The following is a 24742-nucleotide window of genomic DNA, read 5'->3' as shown; positions in this document are numbered from 1 at the left end:
TGACGTATGCCGCCTGGTCGCGTATGCCGCCCGGCTCAGCGGATGCGTGACGGCAGGTGGGTGCGCGGCGCCATGCGCGGCCCGCGGCGGGGGCGGTGGTGCCCGGCCATCCCGAGCAGCTGCTGCACCCGGTAGCGGTGCCCGCGGTACGGCTCGAGCAGCTCGGCGAGGCCGTCGTCGTCCACGGGCGTCCCGGTGAGGGCCCAGCCGATGTCCTTGGCCACGTGGTAGTCGCCGAACGAGACGGAGTCGGGGTCGCCCAGCGCGCGCTGCGCCACCTCCGCGCACGTCCACACCCCGATGCCCGGCAGGGCGCGCAGGCGACGGTGCGCCTCCGCGACCGACACGCGTGCGCCCTCCTCGAGCCGGCCGGCATACCCGGCGGCGCGCACGACGGTGCGCGAACGCGCCCCGTCGACCGAGGCCTGCAGCCACGCCCACGAGGGGATGGCCGCCCACCCGGCCGGTGTCGGCGGTGCCATCAGCCCGGGGAACGGCCCCGGCGCGACCTCGCCGAAGCGCCGCACGAGCGTGCGGTAGCCGGCGAAGGCCTCCTGACCCGTGACCTTCTGCTCGATGACCGCGGGGGCGAGCGCGTCGAAGACGAGCCCGGAACGCGGCACGCGCCAGTGCGGGAACCGGCGCCACGCCTCCGCGACGAGGTCGTGGTGCGGCACGAACCCGGTCGGGTCGTCCTCCTCGCCCAGCAGCGCCGGCACCGACTCGAGCAGCCACGGCCCGCCCGGCCCCCAGGCGTGCGCGTGCACCTCGGAGTCGCCGGGACGGCACACGAGGTGGAGGGTGCCCACCCCCTCGGGCGTCTGCACGGCGCGCGTGGCCGAGCCCTCGCGGGAGAAACGGGACGTCGGGTCGCCACCGCCGCGACGGAACGCTCCGAGCTGGCCACGCAGGGAGATCTCGCGCTCGCTGCGCCAGACCCTGGTGACGGGGGCGGTCACGGGTGCGGTCATCACAACATCCTCGCTTACACTCGCCTCGGTCGTTGAACGAGACGACAACGGCCCGTCGGCACACGCAACTCACACCTGCACCGCCCGACCTCAGCCCCGCCGGCCGACCCGGACCGGCAGACCGAGAGCCCACAGGAAGAGGAACGATGGCCCGCGAGACGAGCCGAGACCGCCGCGAGCGCGTCGCCCAGATGCAGGCAGCACAGAAGAAGGCCGAGCGTCGCCGGCTCTTCGTCGTGATCGGCGCCTGCGTCGCCGTCATCGCGATCATCGGCGGCGCCGTCGCCTGGGCGATCGTCGGCGAGCAGAACAAGAAGGCCGAGGCCCTCCAGAGCATCAGCGGCGACATCGCCGCGGCCTCCTGCGACCCCGTCACCGACGACGCCGCGAGCGGCTCCAGCGACCACGTCGGGCCGGGCACGAACAAGGCGGACGTCACGAAGATCCAGTACGCCACCGTGCCGCCCTCGAGCGGCCAGCACTTCGCCGTGCCGGCCGTCGACAAGCGCAGGGTCTACACCGTCGCCGACGCCCCCAAGATCGAGACGCTCGTGCACAACCTCGAGCACGGCTACACGATCCTGTGGTACGACCGCTCGGTGGAGAAGGAGCAGGCCGCGAGCTTCGAGGCGCTCAGCACGAAGGTCAACGCGATGAAGGAGTCGGCGAACAAGTTCATCATCAGCCCGTGGGACCCGGCCTACGGCGCCTTCCCCGAGGGCAAGAAGTACGCCTTGTCGCACTGGTCCGCCGACTACGACCAGGCCAGCGGCAAGGTCTCGAACCAGAAGGGCCACCGCCAGCTGTGCGGCGGCCTCAACACGGCTGTCGTCGAGGACTTCGTCAAGAAGCACCCGTGGAGCTCGGCTCCCGAGCCCGGCGCGGCCTGACGCCGCCTGACGCCGGCTGACGCAGCCTGACGCCGTCCGACGCCGTCCGACGCCGTCCGACGCCGTCCAGTGAAGGCCCCCGGTCACCGACCGGGGGCCTTCGGCGTGCTCGCGGCGGGAACAAGAGGTGCATTCGCGATGGTTGTCGCCTCCATGACGATCACCGGCGAGTACGTCCCGAGCCCGAGCGACTGGGTGCGCAAGCAGGTCGAGGAGATCGAGCGCACCGGCACCACCGAGTCCGTGCACATCCAGAACCGCCCCGTCGTGCTGTTGACGATGCGCGGGAGGAAGAGCGGCAAGGTGCGCAAGGTGCCGCTCATGCGGGTCGAGCACGACGGGGACTTCGCTGCCGTGGCGAGCCAGGGCGGCGCACCCGAGCACCCGAAGTGGTACCGCAACCTGCAGGCGCACCCCGACATCGACCTCCAGGTCGGCGCCGAGACGTGGCCGGCGCGTGCCCGCGAGCTCACGGGTGAGGAGCGCGAGCAGTGGTGGGAACGCTGCGTCGCCGCCTTCCCGCCCTACGCGGAGTACCAGACGAAGACCGACCGGCTCATCCCCGTCTTCGTCCTCGAGCGCGTCTGAGCCACGACCAGACCCGGGGCTCAGACCGACAGGTCGTCGACCTGCTCGGCCTCGGACTGCCGCTGCCGCAGCAGGTGGTGCGAGCGCGCGTACAGCCACCCGCCGAGGGCGGCGAGCACGTCGACGACGGTGACGATGAAGCGCGACATGATCGCGACGGCGGCAGCAGCCGGCGTCGGGATCGCCGTCGACAGGATCAGCGTGAGCAGACCCTCGCGCGCGCCCAGGCCGGCGGGCAGCACGACCGTGAGCATGCCGAGCGAGACCGACAGGGCGTAGCCCGTCATCGCCGCCGTGGTGAGGTCGAGGTGGGCACCCTCGCCGGCGACGGCCCGAGCGAGCAGCAGCGTGTGCACGCCGAAGGCGACCCAGACCAGCACGAAGATGACGACGGCGCGCAGCACGGCGCCCCCCGACAGGTCGTGCTCGAGCGGGTCGCGCCGCAGCGTCTTCAGCATGCGGGCGATGAGCGCGTTGAGCAGCCTCGGCACGCACAGCACGACGAGGATCGGGATGCCGAGCAGCAGCCACCAGTCGAAGCCGGACGAGGTTCGCGTGAGCAGGTAGGAGGCCGCCGGCAGCCCGACGAGGAAGCCGGTGGCGAGCGCCAGGCCGAGGGCCAGCAGCCCCGTCACCGCGGTGCGCCGGCGAGGCACCTTGAGGGCGCTCGCCATGTCGGCCTGCACGAGCACCGACCAGAGCGAGCCCGGCAGGTACTTGCCGAGCTGCCCGACGAAGTAGACGCCTGACGCGGGCGCGAGATGCAGGTCGGAGCCGAGGTCGGCCAGCAGCGTCTTCCAGCCGATCATCGTCAGCCACGTGCCGACCGCGGCCGCGAGTGTCGACCAGGCGAAGGTGGCCCACGAGATCTTGTCGAGGTGGACCGACATGTCGGCCCAGTTGCGCACGACCGCGTAGACGACAGCCGCGAGGGTGACGACGGCGATGCCGACACGCAGCACGGTGATGATCTTCTGTCGGCTCATGTCGTCACCATCATCGCAGGGTCCTCGAGCGCCTCAGCGCCGGCGCAGGGTCAGGCGCACGAGGCCGTATGCCGCGTCGTCGGCCCGCGCGCGCGCCGCGGCGTCGCGCATGCGGGCGTTGACGTCTCCGTCGAGGTCGCCGACGAGCACGAAGCCGAGGTCGTGGGCCCGCGCGAGGATGCCGCGCACGTCGGCGGGACCGACGGCGCCCTCGACGGCTCGCGGCCCGATCGGGATCGTCACCACGAGCAGTCCGCCCGACCGCAGTGCCCAGGACGCCTGCTCGAGCACGTGGTCGACGTCGCCGGCGTCGCAGCCGTCCGGGTGGATCCGCACGATGACGTCGAGCGAGCCGGTGTCGACGTCGAGCGCGGCGACGCTCGGGTGGCTGCCGGTGAAGTCGATCTCGACCGGTGCGAAGCCGACCGCACGGGCCCACCGCGAGAGCAGCGAGCGGGTGCCGCCCTCGTCGACGATGACGGCGCTGCGGCGACCGTCGTCGCGCACGCGGACGATCGCCGCCAAGGCCCCGAGCGCCGCCCACGCCGAGACGCTGTCGAGCGAGCGGGGCAGCCCGAGCAGGCGGGCGAGGCGCCGGGCGTCGTCGGCCTCGTCGGGCTCGCCGAGCACGTCGGTCGCGAGCACCCAGTCGGGCAGGTCGTCCGGTCGCAGCTCGACGAGCGGGCGCCGGGAGGCCACGGCGTGCGAGGCGGTGCGCCGGGCGCGACGACCCAGGCGCACGGCGCGCGCGGCCACCCGCACGGCCGCCCGCCGGGCGACCGAGGAGGGGCCGCCCTCCGCCCTCTCGTCGAGGTCGTCGTCGAGGTCGTCGTCGAGCTCGTCGTCCGGCGGGTCGACGTCGTCCGGCTCACCCGACACGACGGCATACGGCTCCGGCTCGGGCAGGAGGGCGCTCTCGTCGAACGACAGCGCCTCGACCGTGCCGAGGTAGTGCGCCCACGGACCGGAGAGGTCGGGCGTCTGGACACCCTCGGCCAGTCGGCGGCGTACCTCCGGGTCGCCGAGACGACGCAGTGCACCCGCGAGCGCCCGCTCGTCCTCCGGCGGCACGAGCAGGCCGTTGACACCGTCGTCGACCTGCTGCGAGAAGGGCGAGATGTCGGATGCGAGCACCGGTAGGCCGTGTGCGTGGCCGAGGATGACGTTCTGCGAGGCCGTCGCCGAGCGGTACGGCAGCGCGAGCACGTCGTGGTCGGCGAGGAGCGAGGCCAGCGCGTCGGCCGGCACGTAGCCGTCGCGGATCTCGACCCGGCCGGCGAGCGCCGGGTCCGACGCGAGCCGGCTGATGACGCCACGGTTGGCGCCCCAGATCTCGCCGGCGATGGTGAGCGTCACCTCCGGCACGGTGCGCATCGCGCGCAGGAGCACGTCGATGCCCTTGTACTCGCGGATGAGCCCGAGGGCGAGCAGCCGGGTGGGGCCGGGGCGGGGGTCGCGCGAGATCGGGTCGCCGCCGGGCAGGTGCGGGGGCAGGTCGGCCACCGAGACGCGGCGTGCGCCGAGGTCGTGGGCCACCCGCGCCTGGTCGGTGCTGTGCACGAGCACCGAGTCGACCCGCGCGAAGAGCAGCGACATGAGCCGGGCGTCGCCGGCGTGCGGCTCGTGCGGGAGCACGTTGTGGCACACGACCACCGACTGCGGACGAGGTCGTGCCGCACCCGGCACCGCACCGGCCGCGCGCAGCAGGGCCAGGTGGGCAGGGACGACGGCGGGCATCACGTGCACGACGAGGATGGCGTCGACGTCACGCAGCCGGCGCCCCGCCCGCACCCACGTGTCGGGCCGCGCCCAGCTGAGCGCCCGGATGGTCCTGGGGAACGGCGTCACCTCGGGCACGCCGTCGGGCACCGTCGCGTCGGCGTGGTGCAGCTTCGACGGGTAGAGGTGCGCCCACGACACGAGCGTGACGTCGTGGCCGGCGTCGGCGAGGTGGTGGGCGAGCATCGTCGTGTGGGCGGCGACGCCGCCCTTGTGCGGGTGGCTCGGGCCGACGATCGCGATGCGCAGCGCGGCCGACCCCGTGTTGTCGGGAGCCTCATCCCGAGCCTGGCCGGCTCCCGGCAGGGGGCCGTGTGACAACGCGTCCGTCATGGTCCCCCGACTCTAGTTCCACGCGTACGCCGTCGGGCGCGCTCCCCACTCACGTCGCGTGTCGGGCGGGGCACCCCGACCGCTCTAGGCTGGGCGCATGCAGAACGAGGACGTGTGGCTGGTGGTGCCGCTCTACGACGAGGCCGCCGTCATCGCCGACGTCGTGGAGCAGGCCCGCTCCGTCTTCCCCAAGATCGTCTGCGTCGACGACGGCTCGCGGGACGCCTCGGCCGACCGCGCGGAGCAGGCGGGGGCCGCGGTCGTGCGCCACCCCGTCAACCTCGGGCAGGGGGCCGCCCTGCAGACCGGCTTCGAGTACGCCCTGGGCGACCCGGCGATGCGCTACGTCGTCACCTACGACGCCGACGGACAGCACCAGATCCACGACGTCGAGGTGATGCTCGAGCGCATCCGCCGCGGCGACGTGCGCGTCGTGTTCGGCTCCCGTTTCCTCGACGAGCGCACCGAGGCCTCGGCCCTGAAGAAGCTCGTCCTGCGCGCGGCCGTGGCCTACACCAACCTCACCACCGGCACGCGCCTCACCGACGCCCACAACGGCCTGCGCGTGCTCGACCGCGACGTCGTCGCGAGGCTCGACATCACCCAGAACCGCATGGCCCACGCCTCCGAGATCGTGTCGCAGATCGGCTCGATGCGCTTCGGGGGCGAACGGGTCCGCTACGCCGAGGAGCCGGTCCACATCCTCTACACCGACTACTCGCGGGCCAAGGGCCAGTCGCTCTGGAACGCGGTCAACATCCTCGCGGAGCTGATCTGGCGATGAGCAGACAGAGCCTGATCCAGGTCATCCTCATCCTCGGCACCCTCGGGGTCGCCTGGCGCCTGCTCGTCGGCTCGGGGCAGCGCACGCAGGCCGTGCGCCGACTCGGGCTGCTCGTGCTCGCCGCCCTCGCCGTCTACTCGATCATCGACCCGAGCGGCACGTGGACCCGGGTCGCCAACTGGTTCGGCATCGGCCGTGGCGCCGACCTCATCCTCTACGGCTTGGTCGTGGCCTTCCTCGGCTTCGTCGTGACGACCTACAAGCGCTTCCGGGCCATGGAGACGCGCTACACCCGCCTCGCCCGGCGGATCGCCCTCGACGAGGCCGCGTCGGCGGTCGAGCACGTGAGGTCGACAGCATCCCCTGACACACTGTCGGGCGACGTTCCCCCGACCCCGAGCGCGAAGGCAGCCGATGCCGACTGATCCGAGCACCCCTCGCCGTCCCGACCGTGACGACGCCTACGTCGTCGACACCAGGCGACGCGTCAAGAGCCCCGCAGGCCAGGACCGCCACGACGACCGCCTCGACGACCGCTACGACGGTGCGGGTCGAGGGCGACCCGCAGGTCGCGAGACCCGCTACCGCTGGCGCAAGGGTCGGATCGTCCTCATCACGCTGCTCGTGCTGCTCCTCGCCTGGATCGGCTTCCTCGTGTGGGTGCCCATGCAGGCGTGGGGCGCCGTCAACAAGGTCGACAACATCCCGTCGGGCGACCGGCCCACCGACACGTCGGGCTACAACTACCTCCTCGTCGGCTCCGACAGCCGCGAGGGCCTCACCCAGGCGCAGAAGAAGAAGTATGCGACGGGCAGCGCCGAGGGCAACCGCACCGACACGATCATGCTGGTCCACGTCTCCGAGAGCGGCGGCAAGCCGGTCATGGTCTCGCTCCCGCGCGACTCCTACGTGCCCGTCCCCGGCCACGGCTCCAACAAGATCAACGCCGCGTACGCGTTCGGTGGCCCCAAGCTGCTGACGAACACCGTCGAGCAGGTCACCGGCATCCACGTCGACGGCTACATCGAGATCGGTCTCGGCGGCTTTGCGGGCGTCGTCGACAGCGTCGGTGGCGTCGACCTGTGCGTCGCACGCGACATGAAGGACAAGCTCGCGGGCATCGACCTCAAGAAGGGGTGCCAGACCCTCGACGGCGGCAACGCCCTCGGCTACGTGCGCTCGCGCCACGAGGACCCCCTCGGCGACATCGGGCGCGCCGCCCGCCAGCGCCAGTTCCTCGGCGCCCTCATGAAGAAGGCAGCCACGCCGTCCACGGTCCTGATCCCTTGGCGCTACAAGGCTTTCGCCGACGCCTCTGCCGCCGGTCTGGCCGTCGGCCGTGAGACCGGCATCATGGACGCCGTCCGCGTGCTCCAGGCGATGCGCTCCGTGAGCAACGACGAGGGCCTGTCGCTGACGGTGCCGACCTCCGACCTCGCCTACCGCACCAGCGGTGGCGCGCTCGCCATCAAGTGGGACACCGAGCGGGCGAAGGCGCTCTTCAAGGCGCTCAAGAACGACGAGCCGCTGACCGAGCCACCGGCCGGCACCACCGTCGAGGGTGCGAAGAACAGCTGATGACCGCTCCCCTGCTGCCGGCCGACGTCCTGGCCCGGATGCTTGCGGCCGATCCCGGCCGTCCCCGCCTCACCTGGTATGACGACGAGCCCGGCCCCACGCTCGGGGAGCGCATCGAGCTGAGCGCACGGGTGCTCGCGAACTGGGTGTCCAAGGCCGCGAACCTCCTGCAGGACGACGCCGCCGCCGGGCCCGGCACGACGGTCGGTCTGGACCTGCCCGCACACTGGCGCTCGCTCTACTGGGCGCTCGCGACCTGGTCGGTCGGCGCGACCGTCGTGGTCGGCGCCGAGGCGTCCGGCACCGACGTGCTCGTCACGCACTCGCCCGAGGCCGCGGCCGCGCACGGCGGCGACACGGTGCTCGTGGCCTTGCCCGCCCTCGCGCGCAGCCACCCCGAGGCCGCGTCGGCGCCCGGCGCGGTCGACGAGGCCCGTGAGCTCTCCACCCACGGCGACCTCTTCTCCCCCATGGCCGACCCCGAGCCGGGCGACGTCGCGATCGTCGGGCCGGGCTCGCAGGCCGGCGGGACGGCATACGGCGACGTCGTCGTGGGTGACCCGTCGTGGGGTGAGGCCCCACGCGTGGTCGTCGGGGGCGCCCTGGACCGGGTGCTCCGTCAGAGCCTCGCGGCATGGTCGGCGGGCGGCTCGGTCGTGCTCGTGCGCGGCTCGCGCGACGACCTGTCCGACCGCTTCGCCTCGGAGGGCGTCACGCACGACGTCCGCGAGGACGCCTGAGCCACGACGTTCTACGCAGACAACCGGTCGAACAGCGACCACGTGCGCGAGGCGACGACGCCCGTGCTGGCGAGGCCGGCACGGGCCTGAGCGGCCTTGACCGCCTCACGGGTGGCGAGGTCGAAGACCCCGGTCTGGGCCACCCCGAGCAGACGCTGCACGGCGACGACCTGCGGTCCGCTGTCACCGGCACGCAGCACCGTCGAGCGGTCGGCCACGAACGGGAAGTCGCGCGCCTCGAGCACGTCCCACAGCTCGGGCGTCACGACGCCCGTCTGCGGCAACGCGAGCGAGCGCTGCAGCGAGACGACCTTGTCGCGCGTCACCGCACCGAAGACGCCGTCGACCGCGAGGCCTCCGAGCGCCCGCTGCAGCACCCGGACGGCCGCGCCACGTGAGCCGGTCGCGAGGGTGAGGCTCTTGTACGCCGTGTAGCTCGTCGCGACGTCGACCTTCGCCACCCCCGGGCTGGAGGTCGACCAGGTGCCGGATGTCGACGAGCTGGCGTAGGCGGTCATGACGATGTCCTCTCCGGGTTGTGCGGAACCGGTCGGCTGGGTCAGTGCGACGGTGCGCGCCGTCGCCGTCCAGCCACGGGTCACGAGGGTCTGCTGGGTGCGCGAGTCGGCGACGCCGGTCTGCGGCAGGCCGACGAACTTCTGGTACGCCGTCACCCGCGCCCGGGTGAGCGGGCCGAAGTAGCCGGTGACGGGCAGCGCCCCGAGCCTTGTCTGGAGCGTCCTGACCGCCGTGGAGGTGGTGCCGAACGCCAGCGTCGGGTAGGTGGCGGCAGTGCCGGTCGAGCCGGTCGAGCCGATCGAGCCGGTCGAGCTGGTGGTCGCGCCGCCGCTCCAGCCGCGCACCCAGAGCCGGGCCTGCGTGACCGGGTCGGCGACGCCGGTCTGCGGCAGGCCGGCGAGCTTCTGGTACGCCGTCACCCGCGCCCGCGTCAGGGTGCCGTAGTAGCCGGTGGTCGGCAGCGAGCCGAGCTTGGCCTGCAGGATGCGTACGGCCGCCGACGTCGTGCCGAACGACAGGGTCGGGTAGGCGGCGGTGACGCTCTTCCAGGCCCGCGTCGCGAGGATCTCCTGCGTGCGCAGGTCGGCGACGCCCGTCCGGGGCAGACCCACGAAGGCCTGGTAGGCGGTGACGCGGGCCTTGGTGAGGTCGCCGTAGAAGCCGGTGGTCGGCAGGTTGCCCAGCCGGGCCTGCAGCTGGCGCACGGCCTCCGAGCGCATGCCGCTGGAGAGCTGAACGGGGGTGGTCGCCGGGACCGGCGTCGTCGGCACCGGGGCCGGAGGCGTGGCAGGCGAGCCGGCCCGCGGCAGCGCGGTGAGGTAGCTGCGGGTGGGCACCCCGGTCCACCACGAGGTGCGACCCGCGGCGCCGTCGTAGTTGAAGCTGAAGTGGATGTGGTCGGTGTGCGGCGAGACCCCTGTGTAGGGGGCCCAGCCCCGGTCGGTCGCGTAGGCGCGCCACATCTTCCGGTTGTGGATGATGTACATGATCCCGAAGCGCCGGGCCATCGCGCCCTGGACACCGTTCGCGTCGGGCGCGGTCAGCCAGCTCAGCACCGACTGCGCCACGGCCTCCTGCGCCGGGTTGTCGACCCTGAGCATCCAGTCCCACGCGCGCCCGTCGTAGTGCTCGGACGGCCCGCTGCCGCACGTGCGTCCGATGAGGGCGGTCGAGCCCATCCCGTAGTGCGACGTCATGAGGCGGGCGAAGGCCAGGACCCCGGGACGCGCCACGGGGTCGCAGACCGTCTGGCCCTGGTAGGGCACGTAGACGTCGAGCCCGCTCGGCAGCGGGCGCGTCGGGGGCGCCTGGACCGCCGCTGCGGGAGCCGCGGCCATCGGCACCGTGAGGGCGGGAAGGGCGAGGACGAGGCCCAGCGGGCGTCGGCGCAGGGCCATGAGGAACCTCTTGTCGTCGGTCGCGGATCGGACGGGGCTCGCGATAAACGCAACTCCCGCACCATTTATGCACTCCAGTCACAGGACTCACAAGGCAGTTGCGCGAATTACAGACCTGTACTTTCCGAGGTTGAGCACGTGTGCGGCGAACACATGATCGGTGGCCCTGTGGGGCGACCCCACGGCTCCCGCGCACGGCGGCGCGGATAGAGTCCGACGCATGGACAAAGTCGTCTCCTCTCCCCAGGAGGCCATCGCCGGCATCAGTGACGGAATGTCACTGTCGGTCGGCGGTTTCGGCCTCTGCGGCATTCCCTCCGTCCTCATCGCAGCGATCCACGACGCCGGGATCAGCGACCTCGAGGCCGTCTCCAACAACTGCGGCGTCGACGACTGGGGTCTCGGGATCCTGCTGCGCGACAAGCGGATCCGTCGCATGGTCAGCTCCTACGTCGGCGAGAACAAGGAGTTCGAGCGGCAGTACCTGTCCGGCGAGCTCGAGGTCGAGCTGACCCCCCAGGGCACGCTGGCCGAGCGCCTGCGGGCCGGCGGCTCGGGCATCGGCGCCTTCTTTACGATGACCGGCGTCGGCACCCAGATCGCCGAGGGCGGGCTGCCCTGGCGCTACGACGATGCCGGCAACATCGCCGTCGCGTCCCCGCCGAAGCAGACCCAGGACTTCGAGTGGATGGGTGAGACCAAGACCTTCGTGCTCGAGCAGGCCATCACGACCGACTTCGGGCTCGTGCGCGCCGCGAAGGGCGACCGGCACGGCAACCTCGTCTTCAACCAGTCGGCCCGCAACTTCAACCCGCTGTGCGCCATGGCCGGCCGCGTCACCGTCGCCGAGGTCGAGGAGCTCGTCGAGCCCGGTGAGCTCGACCCCGACCAGATCCACCTGCCGGGCATCTTCGTCCAGCGCGTGCTGCCGCTCACCCCCGAGCAGGCGGCCGAGAAGCGCATCGAGCGTCGCACCGTCCGACCGCGCCCCGCCGGCACCGCCGACCAGAGCAAGGAGGCCTGAGATGGCACTGACCCGTGAGCAGATGGCGGCCCGCGCCGCGGCCGAGCTGTCCGACGGCGCCTACGTCAACCTCGGGATCGGCCTGCCGACCCTCGTGCCCAACTACGTGCCCGACGACGTCGAGATCGTGCTCCAGTCCGAGAACGGCATCCTCGGCGTCGGCGCCTACCCGTTCGACGGCGAGGAGGACCCCGACCTCATCAACGCCGGCAAGGAGACCGTGACGCTGCGCAAGGGCGCGGCGTTCTTCGACTCCGCGACGAGCTTCGGCATGATCCGCGGCGGCAAGGTCGACGCGGCGATCCTCGGCGCCATGCAGGTCTCGGCGGGCGGCGACATCGCCAACTGGATGATCCCCGGCAAGATGGTCAAGGGCATGGGCGGCGCGATGGACCTCGTCCACGGCGCCAAGAAGGTCATCGTCCTCATGGAGCACAACGCCAAGGACGGCTCCTACAAGATCGTCAAGGAGTGCTCGCTGCCCTACACCGGCCGCGGCGTCGTCCAGCGCATCATCACCGACCTCTGCGTCCTCGACGTCACGGATGCTGGCCTCGTGCTGCGCGAGCTCGCCCCGGGCGTCACGGAGGACGAGGTGCGCGAGAAGACCGAGCCCGAGATCACGGTCGACCTAGTCTGACGCCGATCGTCGCAGGCGTCACGAAGAACATCCCGTCTCGAAGCTCGCGACGGAGCGGCTGTGACCTCGCTCTCTTCCACTCGATCGACCCATCGACTACTACGTTTAGTAGTAGCCTGAGTCAAGGGACCGACACTCCGATGAATGCGTCATCGTCGTCCACTGCTCGACCACTTCTGGCGCGACCGTAGCGCGTCGGCACCCTTCGCTACATGCCCCGGGGGGCATGCAAATGGGTTCGGGGGAGCTGGGGGGAGACCGATGCAACGACGCCTCATTCGAGCGTGCCTCTTGGCGTTCGGCGCATGCTCGGCACTCTTGACTGCCGCGTCGGCGTCATCCGTTGCGGTGGTTCTGTCACCCGCTGCGGCTGGGCGCACCGTGACTGCCGTGGCCGTCGCCGTCGCGCCAGGACCGAACCGGGTCACGACGGAGAACCGCCGACCCGGCGACACCCGGTGGCGACTGCCGTGGGCGGGCTACACGCTCGCCGATGATGCGGCGAAGCAGGTCAAGGGGTACGCATCCGCCACCAGCGTGAACGTCGGAGGCACCATCGACCTCAAGGTGTCGGTGAGCGCCCCGGGTTCCGTGGCCTACCACGTGTTCCGGCTGGGGTGGTACGGCGGGCTCGGGGGTCGTCTCATGACCTCCGGCTCCGCCGCCGTCACGACACAGCCCGCATGCCCCATGACCACGAGCACCGGACTGCGCAGCTGTGCGTGGTCGACGATGAGGACCCTGGCCGTCGGCACCGACTGGACGTCCGGCCTCTACGTCGCGACCCTGACGCGTGGGACCTACCAGAACTACATCGTGTTCACAGTGCGGGACGACGCCCGGACTGCGGACGCGGTCGAGGTCCAGGCGACCAACACCTACCAGGCGTACAACAACTTCCCTAGCGACAGGGCCACGGGAAAGAGCCTCTACACCTACAACTCCTACGGCGCGGCGACGAGCGGCGGTAGCGCGGCAGCGGTCAAGGTGAGCTACAACCGGCCGTACGCCACCCACGGCGCCGGCCTCCTGTTCGAGTTCGAGGCACCGACCGCGAGATACCTGGAGCAGCGCGGCGTCGACGTCAAGTACGCCACGAACGTCGACCTGCACCGCACGCCCGGGCGTCTCCACGCCCGCGCGGTGCTGTTCGCCGGCCACGACGAGTACTGGTCGGCCGAGATGTTCACCAACGTGGAGAGCGCGCGTGGTGCTGGTGCTGCGCTGACGTTCCTGACGGCCAACAACGTCTACTGGCAGGCGCGTTTCGAGGACAGCGACCGCACTCTCGTCTGCTGGCGTGAGTGGATGCGTGACCCTGAGCCGACCACAGCGCTGAAGACGCTGCGCTTCCGTGAGACAGGCCGGCCCGAGCAGCCCCTCCTCGGCCTCATGTGGCCGACGAACGGCCTCGGCGCCCCGGCCGTCGACGCCCCGTGGGTGGTCGCGAACGCGAGCCACTGGATCTACCGAGGCACGCGCCTCGTGGCGGGCTCGCGGCTCCCGAACCTGGTCGGTGGCGAGGTCGACCGGCGGATGCCCGCCGTGGCCGGCCCAGAAAGCACGAGGTGGGAGATCCTTGCCCAGTCGCCCTACGCGACATCGAACGGAATCTCCGACATCCACGAGTCGACGGTCTACCTCTCAGCCGCAGGGTCCTGGGTGTTCTCTGCCGGCACCTTGCGCTTCGCACGCGCCCTCGGCGGCGAAACCGGGCAGAACGCTCTGGCGCAGACGATGGCGACGAACATTCTGGCGCGGCAGGTGCCCGGACCGGACCGGACCGCGGGCGCGGACGTCCCAGCCCTGCGACTTTCCGGCTTCGACCGCTACCAGACGGCTGTGGCTGTCTCCCGGCAGCACTTTCCGGACGGCTTCGGCGGCGTCGTGCACATCGCGACCGGACTGAACTTTCCCGACGCCGTCAGTGCGGCTGCGGCCAGCAGGGGTGCTGGCCCGGTACTCATGGTGCCCGGCAGCTGGGTCCCACAGGCCGTGCTCGACGAACTGGCTCGTTTGCACCCGAACCGGGTCGTGGTTGTCGGTTCTGCAGCCGTCGTCAGCGACGCAGCCTTGCTCAGTGTCGGCAAGGCCGCTGGCGTGACGCCCGTTCGGGTCGCGGGCCCTGACCGCTACGCGACGGCGGCGCGACTGTCCGCCGCGACCTTCGCGCCGGGTGTCCCGGTCGCGTATGTCGCGGTCGGCACGGACTTCCCCGATGCTCTCGCCGCGGGTGCGGCCGGTGCCCGACTCGGCGGCCCGGTGCTGCTCACGCCGACCGCGACTCTCACGGCAGACACCATGAACGAGCTGACGCGCCTGCGTCCGGACCGCGTAGCCGTGGTCGGTAGCAACGCAGTGGTCAGCGAGGCCGTCAAGTCGACCCTCGGTCGCTACGCACCCGCCGTCGTGCGCATCGCCGGCAGCGACCGCTACCAGACCTCGCGCCTCGTCGCCCGCGACACGTCGAGCTTCCAGGCCGGTGGGACCGTGGCCCTCGCGACCGGCCAGTTCTTCCCGGACGCGCTCTCGGCCGGTCCGGTCGTGGCCGCGTCCAAGGGCTCACTCGTCCTCGTGAACGGACCCACTCTCAACCCGTCTGAAGCAGAGGACATCGTGCGCGCCGGACCCGCCCGGCTCGAGGCCATCGGCGGGACGTCTATGGTGCCGGACGGCGTGCTGGCTGAGGCCAAGGCCCTGTTCGCACCCCTCCCGACTACCACAGCCGCGCCCCTCCCGGCGCCGAAGGCCATCGCGCCGACCGCTCCCGGCCGGCTGGGGCCATCGATCACGCCGCCCGGTCCGGGTGCGGACATCACGAGCGACGAGGGCGGGGTCCACGCGGACACGACGTTGCCCTGGATGCGCTGACCCAGCAGCCTACCGTGGTCACTGGCCGTCGCCGAGCCAAACGGTCGAGCTGAGCACCCAGGCTTGCCGCGACGCGTTCCACGACTGCGTCGTGCAGGTCCGGGGGCCGGTGGAAGCCGAGGGCGTGCAGTTGGTCGAGTAGGCGACGTTCCCACTCGACCAGCGCCCCGTCACGGCGAGGCGGTTACCGGCCCAGCTCGTGTACCCCTCGTCGTGGTAGTGCCAGTTGTTGCGCACGAATGCCGTGCCGGACGACCGGATCTGGACGTCGCAACGGGTGGCGGTCGAGTAGGGCGCGCAGGTGGTGCGCCACTGGTGCGTCGAGGTGTCGTAGGTCCCGGGCGTGCGGTAGACGGGGGCGTCGGGAGCCCGGTCACCGAAGGGCTGCGGCGCGCCCATCACGACGACCGTGAGCACGTAGGTGGTGGCGCTCGAGTTTGTGGACGAACTGGCCAGTCTCAAGTCGTACGAGCCGGCGGGAACCGGACGGCCCTGGGAGTCCCGCCGGTCCCACATGGCCGAGAGGCGCCGCTCGAAGGTCGCCCCGGACGTCGAGTAGACGACGGCGCCGGTGGTCCGACTGACGACCGTCAGCGTGAAGCGCTGCCACGACGGGGTGTGGGCGTTGAGCCGGAAGGCGGGCAGGTCACGATGGGTGAGCCGCGTGAAGTTGACGGCGGGGTCGAAGATCGCAGCCGACCCCGACAGGGCCCGAGCCCGCGACCGGATGGACGGCAGGACGGAGTAGAGACTGGTGCCGGGGCACTCGGTCAGGTTGGTGTCACGGTGCCCGAAGATGACCGGCAGCCGCACCGACGTGCCGGCTGGGTAGCGGCTGGAGCCGCTGGAGGTCGTGAGGACCGTGCTGCCCAGCGGGTCGAGGTGGGCCAGACCGAGGCGCCACGAGGCGAACTTGGCGATGGCCTCGCGCATCGCAGAGGAGGGCGCCGCCGAGTCGTAGGTGCCCATGGCCGAGATGGCACTCGTGTAGAGGTTGAAACCGCCCTGTGCAGCCGGGAGCACGTTGCGGTCGAGCCCCCCGTAGCGGCCCTCCCAGAGCCGACCGAAGCGGTCGACGAAGACGTTGTAGCCCACGTCGCACCAGCCCTGCCCGTTGACGTGGTAGCTGTAGATTGAGTTGATGATGCCGGGGACCTGGCTCTCGGAGTAGCCGTTCACCCCAGCGGTGTGGTGAACGGCGACCGCCTTCAGCTGGGCGGAGTAGGTCGGCTCGCAGTTGCGCATGCTCTCGTCGGCACCCCATGCCGCGCGCGACAGGATCGTCGGGCGCACCCCCTCCGCAACCGCCTGGGCGCTCGGCCCCGTTGGTACGGGCGTGGCCGAGCCGTCGATGTCGAGCAGGGACAGGTTGCGTGGGAGTTTGGCGCCCGTGCCGCTGGTCGTGACGCGGATCTCGTACGCCGACGCCCCCGTCGTGATGATCGGCTCGGTGCCGACTCGCACTGCCGGCGCGCCGGCGCGCCGGGCCGCCTTGGCGTCGCTTGCTTCACCCGCCTGGACGTCCAGCTCGCCCCACGGCTGCCACCCGTTGCCCACCTTGAGCCGGCTGGTGACGGAGAGATCGCCCCGCTCGGTGCCCCTGTCCCACACCACCCCGACGACGGTGGCGGGGGCGACTCCGCGGAATACCGCCGTCGTGCTGTTGGCGTCCACCGACTGCGGCGCGTGTTTCTCGATGATCGGTTTCACCGCCCGCGATGGCGCGCCGAGGCTGACGACAGGGAGGGCCCCAAGAGCCGAAGTGGCCCCGACCACAGCCACCAGCAACCGGACCAGCCTCGCGCGTCCGCGCCCTGCGGAAACGCCGTGGCCTCTGCTCAGAATCATCGGAAGCACCTCCGTGCGCTCTGGCCTCAACAGCCACCTGCGTCACGGCGGCTCCTGACGATCATCTACGCAAACCGGACGAACGACCACTCGAGATCCGCGACGTGGACGTCGCTCGCGCTCCCGTCCGTCGCCTCAGGGGATGATGGCGCTGTATCCGGCCCAGCCGCCACCGAGCGCGATGCGCCGCACGAAACCGCCTGCACCGCTGCCCACCCACACGTAGAGCGTGCCGTCGCCCAGGCGGGCCACCAGGTCGGCGGCGCCGTCTCCGGTGAAGTCGCCGGTCGAGACGAGCGAGGTGTAGCCCGACCAGCCGGCACCGAGCGCCCGGCGGGCGCCGAACGTGCCGTCGCCGCGTCCAGGGTAGAGCCAGAGCCGCCCACCGAAGTCCCTCGAGATGAGGTCGACGCGTCGGTCGCCGTCGAAGTCGCCGGGTGAGAACACCGAGGTGAACCCGGCCCAGCCCGTACCGATGAGCGTGCGTCCGAGGATGCCGCCCTGCGCGTCTCCGGAGACGAGGTAGAGCGAACCGTCGGCGTGTCGCGCGACAAGGTCGTTTCGCCCGTCTCCGTCGACGTCGCCAGCGCCGAACACGTCGCGGTAGCTGCTCCAGCCGGTGCCGAGGCTCGTAGGCATGCCCACGCCTGAGGCTCCGCGTCCAGGGTAGAGCCACAGGCTCGAGTCGGAGCGGATCGCGAGCAAGTCGCCGGTCTCGTCGGCGTCCCAGGGGCCAGCCGTGAAGACCCGCGTGCCACGCCCGAAGTCCGTGGAAAACCTGACCCAGGGCCCAGCAAGACCACCGGTGCCGGTGCCGCGGTGCAGGGTCACGACATTCGCCGAACCAGTGTCGAGCAGGGTCATGACGTCGGCCTTGCCATCGCCGCTCCAGTCGCGTGGCCACGCCGCCGCGGACGGGGTGGCGGCGTTCGTCGGGCGGAACCAATAGTGGCGCAGGCCGAAGCGGGAGGCGAACTGGGCACCGGTCAGGCTGGCGGTGCCGGAGGTCCCGTCGAGCGCCATGGTGAGCACGCGACCACCCTGGTCGCCCCGCCCGTCGCGCGACAGGATCCGCAGGGTGCGGAAGGAACCGATGGCCGGGTAGGCGGTCTCGATCTGCCGGATCGTCACGCTGGCGCTCCACGTGTTTGCCGAGTTGGCGATGCGACCGTCGTAGGGGTCGGGCTTCGCCATCAGGTAGGGGGCCGAGCCCGCCACGGAGTAGCCGCCGTTGCTCGAGGTGAACTGCGTGAAGGCGGGCTGGCCCGAGTAGGTCAATAGCACGCCTGCCGTCGCGGCGATGGCCGCGTCGGCCGCGGCGTACTCGTTCGAGACTCCCCCGTCGGACTTGCCGAGGTAGACCTGGCAGGACGTGGTGTCGCAGATGTCGTACTTGGTGGAGCTGCTCGCGGCGGCCTCGTGCGCGGCATACGTGCGCGCGGCGACGGACTGGGCTGCCAACGCACTCGCGGCCCAGCTGGCGGGCATCTCGCTGGGGACCACGCCGCGCAGGTAGAGGTCCATGCCGACCTCGTTGACCGTCGTCACCGAGCCGCTGGCGGTCCCCGGCCACGTCACGAGACGGCCGCGGTACTCGCGCCGCTTGGCCGCCATCGAGCCGTTCGTGCCGGTGCGGATGGCCTGGGTGGTGATCGTCCCGCCGTCGGGCCGGCTCACGGCGAAGGGCGTCGCAGGCACGGACCCGTTGCCCGTGACGTCCCAGCGGCTCCAGACCTGGCCGTCACTCACCTCGACCCGCAAGGTCGTGCCATCCCTCACGATGGCGTAGGCCGTGGCGGGCTTGCCGGTGGGCGCGACCGTCGGCAACGTCGTCGTGGCAGTGGTCGGGCGGCCCATCGCGATCTGCAGTCCCGGCGACGGCTCGAGATAGGTCCTCGCGGTGCCGAGCTGGTCGAGACGCACAGCGAGGTCGCCGCCGCCCCACGGAGACCGGGTCGTGGCGGGGTAGTAGAAGTCGAGCGTCTGCTGCCAGGTCAGGCCGGCAGCAGCGGCCCCCCTGGCGCCGTACTGCGACATGCCGCGGCCGTGGCCGAAGCCGTGGCCCACGAGCTCCACGGCGGTCGCCTGGCCCACCGGGTAGCGGTAGATCTCTCCCGCCGACGCGCCCTGCGCGGTCGGCACGGGACCCGAGACGGTGATCGCCAGGGTGACTCCGACAGCCGCGGTGGTGAGAGTCCGCGCCGGGTGGCGGAACCTGCCTCGCATCGCGTTCTCGATCCCGCGTCCAACCCGCATGGGTGTCTCCCCCCGACCGTGCACACGGCTCTCAGTCCCGATGCGCTGTGTCGGCTCCGGGTGGTTTGTCTGGCTCGTCGGTACTCTAACCAGTTGCCCCGTTTTCGTCCGCACAACGGCGGACCGCGTCATCGCGGACGCAGGCCGGTCCGGCTACACCAGGGCGCGGATCCGCCGGAGCAGCCGTCCGCCGAGCCGGCGCACCCGGCGCCTGGCAGCCAGCACGGACCTGCGCCGCCGCAGGCCGTCGAGGACACGCTGACCGTCGCTCGTGGGCGCAGCGGCCGGGACCCGCTCCGGATGCTCAGCTCCGCTCTCAGCTGGGGTGGGGGGTGTCGGCACGGCAGCCGGCTCGGCCAGGAGCGGCCCGGAACGGATCGCCGCGAGCTGCCGGCCCGCTTGCTCGTAGTACTCGGGGACGTAGTGGTAGTGGGCCAGTCCCCAGCGGTGCTCGGAGTCGGCCACCAGGCACTCGGCCCGATCCGGCTCGACGACGTGCAGTCGGTTGCCGAACGCCGCGATGAGCACCGTGTAGTGGTGCGCGAGACGCGCGTTCGTCCACGCCACGTGCCTGCCTGCAGAGGCGTAGAACTCGGCGTCGGGCCCGATGCAGCGCGCGGTGTACCACGCCTGGTGGAGCACGAACTTCGTCTGCGGCAGGCTCTCGATGAGCTGGGGCGCCACGACCGCGACCGCCTCGGCGAAGAGCTCCTCGCGGTCGGCGTCACGGAAGGCGCTGAGGTCGTCGCCCTCGGCGCGCAACGCGTCCTCGAGCCCGAGCCGCGTGTAGTAGTCGTTGAGCGTGTAGCGGCCCTCACCGACGACGACCACGTCGAACCGTTCGTCGATGAGATCGAAGATGATGAGCTCGGGGCTCGCCTCCTGCAGGGCGGGGACGATCGCCTTGACGAGGTCCTCGCGGACCGTCCGGTGCCCGAACCCCGTGCCGTCGGGGGTCGGGATCGGCGGGTCGGACCTCTCCGAGGCCTGCGACACCCACGACGAACGGGCGTGGTACTGGAGCGTCGCGCCGGGGGCGGGCACGACCTCGAAGATGTCGCGGGTGACGCAGCTTCCCCAGATCGCGACCGTCACCTTGCCGGCTTCCACTCGTCGGGGACGTCCCAGACCATCTGGACGTCGGGGTTCGTGCGGGTGATGTACCAGGCGATGGGCCACGACTCGACGCCTGCGAGAACGATGTGGGTCACTTCTGAGGAGCGCAGCTGCGACTCCAGCGGGGCGAGCACGCGGGACAGGACGTGGAACCGGACCGCCTTGTACGGGCGCGAGCCCACCCAGTGGCGCCAGGTCCAAGACCGCCCACCCACCTTCTTGCCGACGACCCTGCCGGCCACGCGCTTCGGGCTGACGGCGATGAGCCGGTTGGGTCCCCAGCCCATCTCACGCCGCAGCAGGTCGATCTGTCGGACACCGGCGTGCGCGGCCTTGCCGCTGCCGTCGGCCGTGATGAGCAGCGACTCCCCGCCGAGCTCGACGACCCTGCCGAGGGCGTCCTCGATCGTCTTGCGCCGCTTGGGGATCACGGCAACCCCGACGTAGTAAGTTCCGGCTGCCAGCGGCCCGCTCGTTGCGGTCGGTTCGCTCATCGCATGAGTCCTTCGAGCTCGTCGGCGACGGGACCCATCGCAGCGTCCCACGTGTGTTTGAGGGCCTCGACCCTGCAGGCATCGAACTGCGCACGCGTCTCGGAACGTGCGGCCTGCGCACCGAGCACCAAGGCATCGGCGATCGCCTCGGGGGTGACCGCCGCCGCGCCGAAGAAGAGGGGGTAGTTCGCGAAGAGCGAGGTGGTGTCGTTGCGCGGGTCGTGGACACCGACCACCGGCCTGCCGGAGGCCATGTAGTCGAATCCCTTTCCGGCAGTGACGTATCGGGAGCTGGTCAGCAGCATCGCCATGAGGTCGAGCTCGCCTAGCACCGACGAGACCTGGGTCTGCGACACCGGACCGTGCCAGAAGACGTTGCGGTCGGCTCGCGTGATGCGGTCGCGGATCGACTTCGCGTGCTGCTTGAAGAAGCCGAGGTAGCCGTAGAAGTTCATCGAGGCGTCGGCGAGCTCAGGCGTCTGCCGCGCGATGTCCCACCCGTCCAGGAACTCGCTAAGCGGCAGGTCGTTGCGGATGGTGCCGAGGAAGCCGACCCTCAGCGGTCGGTCGGGGTCGGGGTCGAACTTCGGCTCGGTGACCGTCTCGGGCGCGAGGCCGTTCTCGACGAGCCGCACGCGGTCGGCGATCTCCGGATAGCGCTCGCGGTACCAGTCGACGAGCGGCGCGTTGACCGTGATGACGCGCGCAGCGCGGTCGATGATGCGCTTCTCCCACCGGTGGGCGAGGTGCCCCGGAGGGTACGCGTCCTCCTCCTTCCAGAGGTCGAGCGTCCATGGGTCGTGGTAATCGACGACGTAGGGACGACGGATGAGTCGTCCGAGGATCATGGCGGCTGCGTACTGGGCATAGGGGTTCCCCGTCGCGAGCACGAGGTCGACCGGCTTGCGACGGTGCACCTTGAGGCCCTCGGTCACGAACGTCGGCAGCATGGGCGCGTACGGCTCGGGGAAGACCTTTTTCTGCAGTGCCTGGTGCCCGAGGAGGTATGGACGCGGAAAGTTGGCGTGGACGAACGACATCCGCGCGACGTCCTGGACGAGGTGCTCCCTGGGGAGGTCTATCTCGACGACCCGGACAGCGGGGTGCACGGTGGCCGCCAGGGCCTCGTCGAGGTCGCCGCTGAGGTCGCGCCAGTAGTCCCGGCTCGCCGCGAGCACTGTTACGTGGTGGCCGCGGGACGCGAGGTGGTTGGCCCACGCGCGGATGCGGTAGACACCGCTTCCCCTGGCCGGCGGGAACTGCATCCCGAGGAGCAGGATGTGGCGGCGCGCAGTCAAGAGTTGTCCTCCGAGGGGTCGTGGCTGGGTCGTGGGGCTTCCAGGCCCAGGAAGCCGCTCAGGACGTCAGCAGCGTAACAGCCGCTGTGAAAGCGCTCGACGTACGCTCGGCGTACGCCGGCACCCTCGCGCAGGGTGGGCAGCTCGGCGACGACGCGACGCAGCTCGGCCTCCAGCGACGTGGGAGTGACCTCGATGACGGGGATCTCGGCGGGAACCTTGGCGCGAAGCGAGTCCCCTACGTTGCCGAGCACGACGGCCCCTGATGCGATCGCCTCGCACGCCAGGACGCCGTAGAGGCCGAGCAGCAGCTGGTCAATGACGATGTCGGCCGAGCGGATGAGGTCGGCAGCCTCGGCGGGCTGCAGCCCGGTCACCCGCCGGTACTCGACGAGCCCCTCGGCGACGAGCGGCTCGACGACGCGTTCGACGACCTCTGTCCCTTTGAGCCGGGGGTTGGATGGCGCGTGCACGACGAGCGGCACCCGTGAGCTGCGTGGCGTCAGGGGCCAGGACTCGAGGTCCACGCAGACGGGCAGCCACGTGGCCCCGGGGAGGTAGTCGAGCTGGTCGGGGGTGGAGACGAACACCGGACCCGTGAAGTCGCGCACCAGCTCGGCGTTGCGGTCGCTGACTTCCTGCAGCCGCCGGGTGTACGGGTCTCGCGGATCCGCGAAGGGCGAGAACTCGTGGGTGGCGGCGTGCCGTCGAGGGTCGCGGACCTCGGAGCCGTGGAAGACGAGCCCGACCTTGATGCCGGCACCCTCGAGGAAGGCGATGTCGCGGCGGGGGTCCAGTCCGCCGAGGCCACCGAAGAGCGGTCGTCCGGTCTCGATCAGCGCGTGGGTCCAGGTGGCCCGCGCCGACTCGCGGACCGTCAGGCCCCACTGCGGGTCAGCGCGGTAGGTGCCCGGCGCGACTGTGACGTCGGCGGGGTAGTCGTACTTGCCGTTGACGACCGCCACGACCTCGGTGCGCAGCTCCGGCCACTGGCGGCGCGCCGCTTGGCTCCAGGCCCAGCCCTGCCCGGCACTGTTGCTGGGCCCGATCCCAAGGGTCGTCGGACCCGCGGAGGCCGCGACGAGGGGGACCTCGCCCGGGTCGCGGCCGACCTCGGCGTCGTAGGGCTGGACGGCGAGACGGCCCGCGGACAACTCGGCATAGACCTGCTGCAGGGCCCTCGCTTGGGCGGCCCAGGTGAAATCCGGCTGCGCGGCGAGCGTCACGAGCCGGGGGCGCCACGTCTCGGCGGCCGTCAGTAACTCGCCGACGCGGGCGGCGAGCTCCGCGGCGTCGCCGGCCCGGTGGACGAGCCCGATCCCATGCTGCCTGACGAAGTCGGCTTGGGCGCGGCAGTCGCTCACGACCATCGGCAGTCCCGCGTGGAGGTACTCGAAAAGCTTGTTTGCGAGCGCGAACTCGTGGCTCCCGTAGTGGTGGAGGGGGATGAGCCCCACGTCTGCCGTGCGCAGGTAGCCGACCACCTCGTCGGGCTCGACGGGGTCCAGGACGTGCACGCGCTCCGCCACGCCCAGGCGTAAGGCCTCCGCCAGGACGCGACGGGCTCCGGACGACTCACGGTTCGGCACTGCGACAACGGCCAGGTGCGCGTCGGGGAGCCGCACGATGGCAGCGACCGCATCCAGCACACCGCGCGCCTCGGTCACTCCCCCGCTGTAGACGAGGAGGGGCGCCTTAGGCGCCACGCCCGCGTCGCTGCGGATGTCGCGGCCGCGAGGTGGCGGAGCCTCGCCGGTGCCGGACGGGATGTTCAGCACGACGTCGGGGGTGCGGTCGAGGGAGTACCGGTCACGGAGAGCCTCGGCGAGGCCGCCCGAGACCGTCACCACACGGTCCGCGGAACGGACGTACTCGCCCTCGAGGTCGGTCCACGCCGCGATCGTGCGTCGGGAGCGGCCGGCATACCGCGACAGCCCGGGGACCCACTCATGGGCGTCGTAGAGCCACGACGTCGACCGGCCGCGGGCGCGCGCGCGGCTCACGGCCCGCGCCGCGATGGGGAGCGTCTGCACGTCGTGAGCGTGGATGACGTCAGGGCCCAGGGCGTCGAGGACGGGCCCGAAGGCCAGCTCGTAGTCGTCGACCTCGGGCAGCACCCGGCGCCACGAGGCCAGCACGGGGATCTCGGCCCGCACCCGGTCCAGACCGCCCCAGAGCAGCCGCGCCCCACGAGCGCCCGAGCGTCCCGCGAGCCGGCGTGCCCGGAGCGACTGGCGTCGTGCCTTCTCCGCGAGGCCGGGGTCCTTCCCCGGCGGCAGGTCCCTGACGCGTGCGGCGGCCTGCCACCGCAGCGCGACCTCGTCGTCAGGGGTCAGCGGCCGCATGCCCGGCAGCCCGCGGGCACGCCGTGCGCGCGCGTTCGCCCGAACACGGTCGCGCAGCACGAAGTCCACGGGGACTCGCGTGATGCGTACCGGACCGAGGCTCGTGTCGGTACGACGGCCGTCCGAGGCCAGGGCCACCACCGTGACCGAGGCACCGGTCGCGGCCACCGCCAGGGCGCTCTTGCGCACCCGGGCGTCGGTCGTGACGTCGTTGGTCACGAGCATGGCCACCACGGGCGCTGCAGGTGTTGCCACGACGTCCTCGCCGTGATCCATGTTCACTCC

At 71.5% G+C, this 24742-nt stretch carries 19 protein-coding genes; 9 read left to right on the top strand and 10 right to left on the bottom strand.

The window, feature by feature from the left end; genetic code table 11:
* Positions 1–35: 35 nt before the first annotated feature.
* Positions 36–971, bottom strand: coding sequence for a DNA-3-methyladenine glycosylase family protein (locus ACYVNR_RS00825; RefSeq protein WP_461045891.1), 936 nt, complete (start codon positions 969–971; stop codon positions 36–38).
* 146 nt (positions 972–1117) lie between these two features.
* Here ACYVNR_RS00825 and ACYVNR_RS00820 point away from each other — a divergent pair, with 146 nt between their 5' ends.
* Together ACYVNR_RS00820 and ACYVNR_RS00815 are read left to right on the top strand one after the other, a co-directional pair.
* Complete coding sequence (locus ACYVNR_RS00820; protein ID WP_045192176.1) at positions 1118–1861, top strand: DUF3105 domain-containing protein; 744 nt, start codon at positions 1118–1120, stop codon at positions 1859–1861.
* Positions 1862–2014: 153 nt separating this feature from the next.
* The gene (locus ACYVNR_RS00815; protein ID WP_461046354.1) at positions 2015–2449 is read left to right on the top strand and encodes a nitroreductase family deazaflavin-dependent oxidoreductase; all 435 of its coding nucleotides are present in this window, start codon (positions 2015–2017) and stop codon (positions 2447–2449) included.
* Positions 2450–2469: 20 nt separating this feature from the next.
* Here the strand turns inward: ACYVNR_RS00815 and ACYVNR_RS00810 are convergent, their stop codons facing one another.
* Together ACYVNR_RS00810 and ACYVNR_RS00805 are read right to left on the bottom strand one after the other, a co-directional pair.
* A complete protein-coding gene (locus ACYVNR_RS00810) occupies positions 2470–3435 on the bottom strand; it encodes a lysylphosphatidylglycerol synthase domain-containing protein (RefSeq protein WP_461045889.1) in 966 nt (321 codons plus the stop codon).
* Between the two features lie 33 nt (positions 3436–3468).
* The gene (locus ACYVNR_RS00805; RefSeq protein WP_461045887.1) at positions 3469–5547 is read right to left on the bottom strand and encodes a glycosyltransferase; all 2079 of its coding nucleotides are present in this window, start codon (positions 5545–5547) and stop codon (positions 3469–3471) included.
* A gap of 97 nt (positions 5548–5644) precedes the next feature.
* Between ACYVNR_RS00805 and ACYVNR_RS00800 the strand changes: the two genes are divergently transcribed.
* Genes ACYVNR_RS00800 through ACYVNR_RS00785 form a run of 4 tightly spaced genes read left to right on the top strand, consistent with a single transcriptional unit; the run spans position 5645 to position 8649 of the window.
* Positions 5645–6331 carry a glycosyltransferase family 2 protein gene (locus ACYVNR_RS00800; protein WP_045192179.1) on the top strand — a complete coding sequence of 229 codons (687 nt, stop codon included), beginning with the start codon at positions 5645–5647 and terminating at the stop codon, positions 6329–6331.
* Positions 6328–6756, top strand: a complete 429-nt coding sequence (locus ACYVNR_RS00795) for a DUF2304 domain-containing protein (protein ID WP_045192180.1) — start codon at positions 6328–6330, stop codon at positions 6754–6756. The genes ACYVNR_RS00800 and ACYVNR_RS00795 overlap by 4 nt, the downstream gene beginning before the upstream one ends.
* Positions 6746–7909, top strand: a complete 1164-nt coding sequence (locus ACYVNR_RS00790) for an LCP family protein (RefSeq protein WP_461045884.1) — start codon at positions 6746–6748, stop codon at positions 7907–7909. The genes ACYVNR_RS00795 and ACYVNR_RS00790 overlap by 11 nt, the downstream gene beginning before the upstream one ends.
* On the top strand, positions 7909–8649 hold the full coding sequence (locus ACYVNR_RS00785) for a TIGR03089 family protein (RefSeq protein WP_461045882.1): 741 nt from the start codon (positions 7909–7911) through the stop codon (positions 8647–8649). The genes ACYVNR_RS00790 and ACYVNR_RS00785 overlap by 1 nt, the downstream gene beginning before the upstream one ends.
* Positions 8650–8660: 11 nt before the next feature.
* Here the strand turns inward: ACYVNR_RS00785 and ACYVNR_RS00780 are convergent, their stop codons facing one another.
* Entirely contained in the window at positions 8661–10565 is a 1905-nt protein-coding gene (locus ACYVNR_RS00780) for a peptidoglycan-binding domain-containing protein (protein ID WP_461045880.1), read from the bottom strand.
* 220 nt (positions 10566–10785) lie between these two features.
* On the opposite strand from ACYVNR_RS00780, the gene ACYVNR_RS00775 reads away from it, so the two are divergent.
* The 3 genes from ACYVNR_RS00775 (at position 10786) to ACYVNR_RS00765 (ending at position 15100) form a co-directional block, all read left to right on the top strand.
* The gene (locus tag ACYVNR_RS00775; RefSeq protein ID WP_461045878.1) at positions 10786–11589 is read left to right on the top strand and encodes a CoA transferase subunit A; all 804 of its coding nucleotides are present in this window, start codon (positions 10786–10788) and stop codon (positions 11587–11589) included.
* 1 nt (position 11590) lies between these two features.
* Positions 11591–12229: a CoA transferase subunit B gene (locus ACYVNR_RS00770; protein ID WP_461045876.1), complete on the top strand. Its 639-nt coding sequence runs from the start codon at positions 11591–11593 to the stop codon at positions 12227–12229.
* 390 nt (positions 12230–12619) lie between these two features.
* Positions 12620–15100, top strand: a complete 2481-nt coding sequence (locus ACYVNR_RS00765) for a N,N-dimethylformamidase beta subunit family domain-containing protein (RefSeq protein ID WP_461045874.1) — start codon at positions 12620–12622, stop codon at positions 15098–15100.
* Positions 15101–15118: 18 nt separating this feature from the next.
* Here the strand turns inward: ACYVNR_RS00765 and ACYVNR_RS00760 are convergent, their stop codons facing one another.
* From ACYVNR_RS00760 to ACYVNR_RS00735, 6 genes are all read right to left on the bottom strand, one after another.
* On the bottom strand, positions 15119–16714 hold the full coding sequence (locus ACYVNR_RS00760; protein ID WP_461045872.1) for a peptidoglycan recognition protein family protein: 1596 nt from the start codon (positions 16712–16714) through the stop codon (positions 15119–15121).
* Positions 16715–17083: 369 nt separating this feature from the next.
* Positions 17084–19204: a SpoIID/LytB domain-containing protein gene (locus ACYVNR_RS00755; protein ID WP_461045870.1), complete on the bottom strand. Its 2121-nt coding sequence runs from the start codon at positions 19202–19204 to the stop codon at positions 17084–17086.
* 153 nt (positions 19205–19357) lie between these two features.
* Positions 19358–20299 (bottom strand): DUF6270 domain-containing protein, encoded by a 942-nt coding sequence (locus tag ACYVNR_RS00750; protein WP_461045869.1) that lies wholly within the window; start codon positions 20297–20299, stop codon positions 19358–19360.
* Positions 20296–20814: a hypothetical protein gene (locus ACYVNR_RS00745; protein ID WP_461045867.1), complete on the bottom strand. Its 519-nt coding sequence runs from the start codon at positions 20812–20814 to the stop codon at positions 20296–20298. The genes ACYVNR_RS00750 and ACYVNR_RS00745 overlap by 4 nt, the downstream gene beginning before the upstream one ends.
* Entirely contained in the window at positions 20811–22112 is a 1302-nt protein-coding gene (locus ACYVNR_RS00740; protein ID WP_461045865.1) for a glycosyltransferase, read from the bottom strand. The genes ACYVNR_RS00745 and ACYVNR_RS00740 overlap by 4 nt, the downstream gene beginning before the upstream one ends.
* Positions 22109–24733, bottom strand: coding sequence for a glycosyltransferase family 4 protein (locus ACYVNR_RS00735; RefSeq protein ID WP_461045863.1), 2625 nt, complete (start codon positions 24731–24733; stop codon positions 22109–22111). The genes ACYVNR_RS00740 and ACYVNR_RS00735 overlap by 4 nt, the downstream gene beginning before the upstream one ends.
* Positions 24734–24742 lie beyond the last annotated feature (9 nt).

It is taken from the genome of Terrabacter koreensis, from assembly GCF_054783315.1.
The sequence above is the reverse complement of the archived record's forward strand: the minus strand, read 5'-3'. Positions and strand labels throughout refer to the sequence as shown.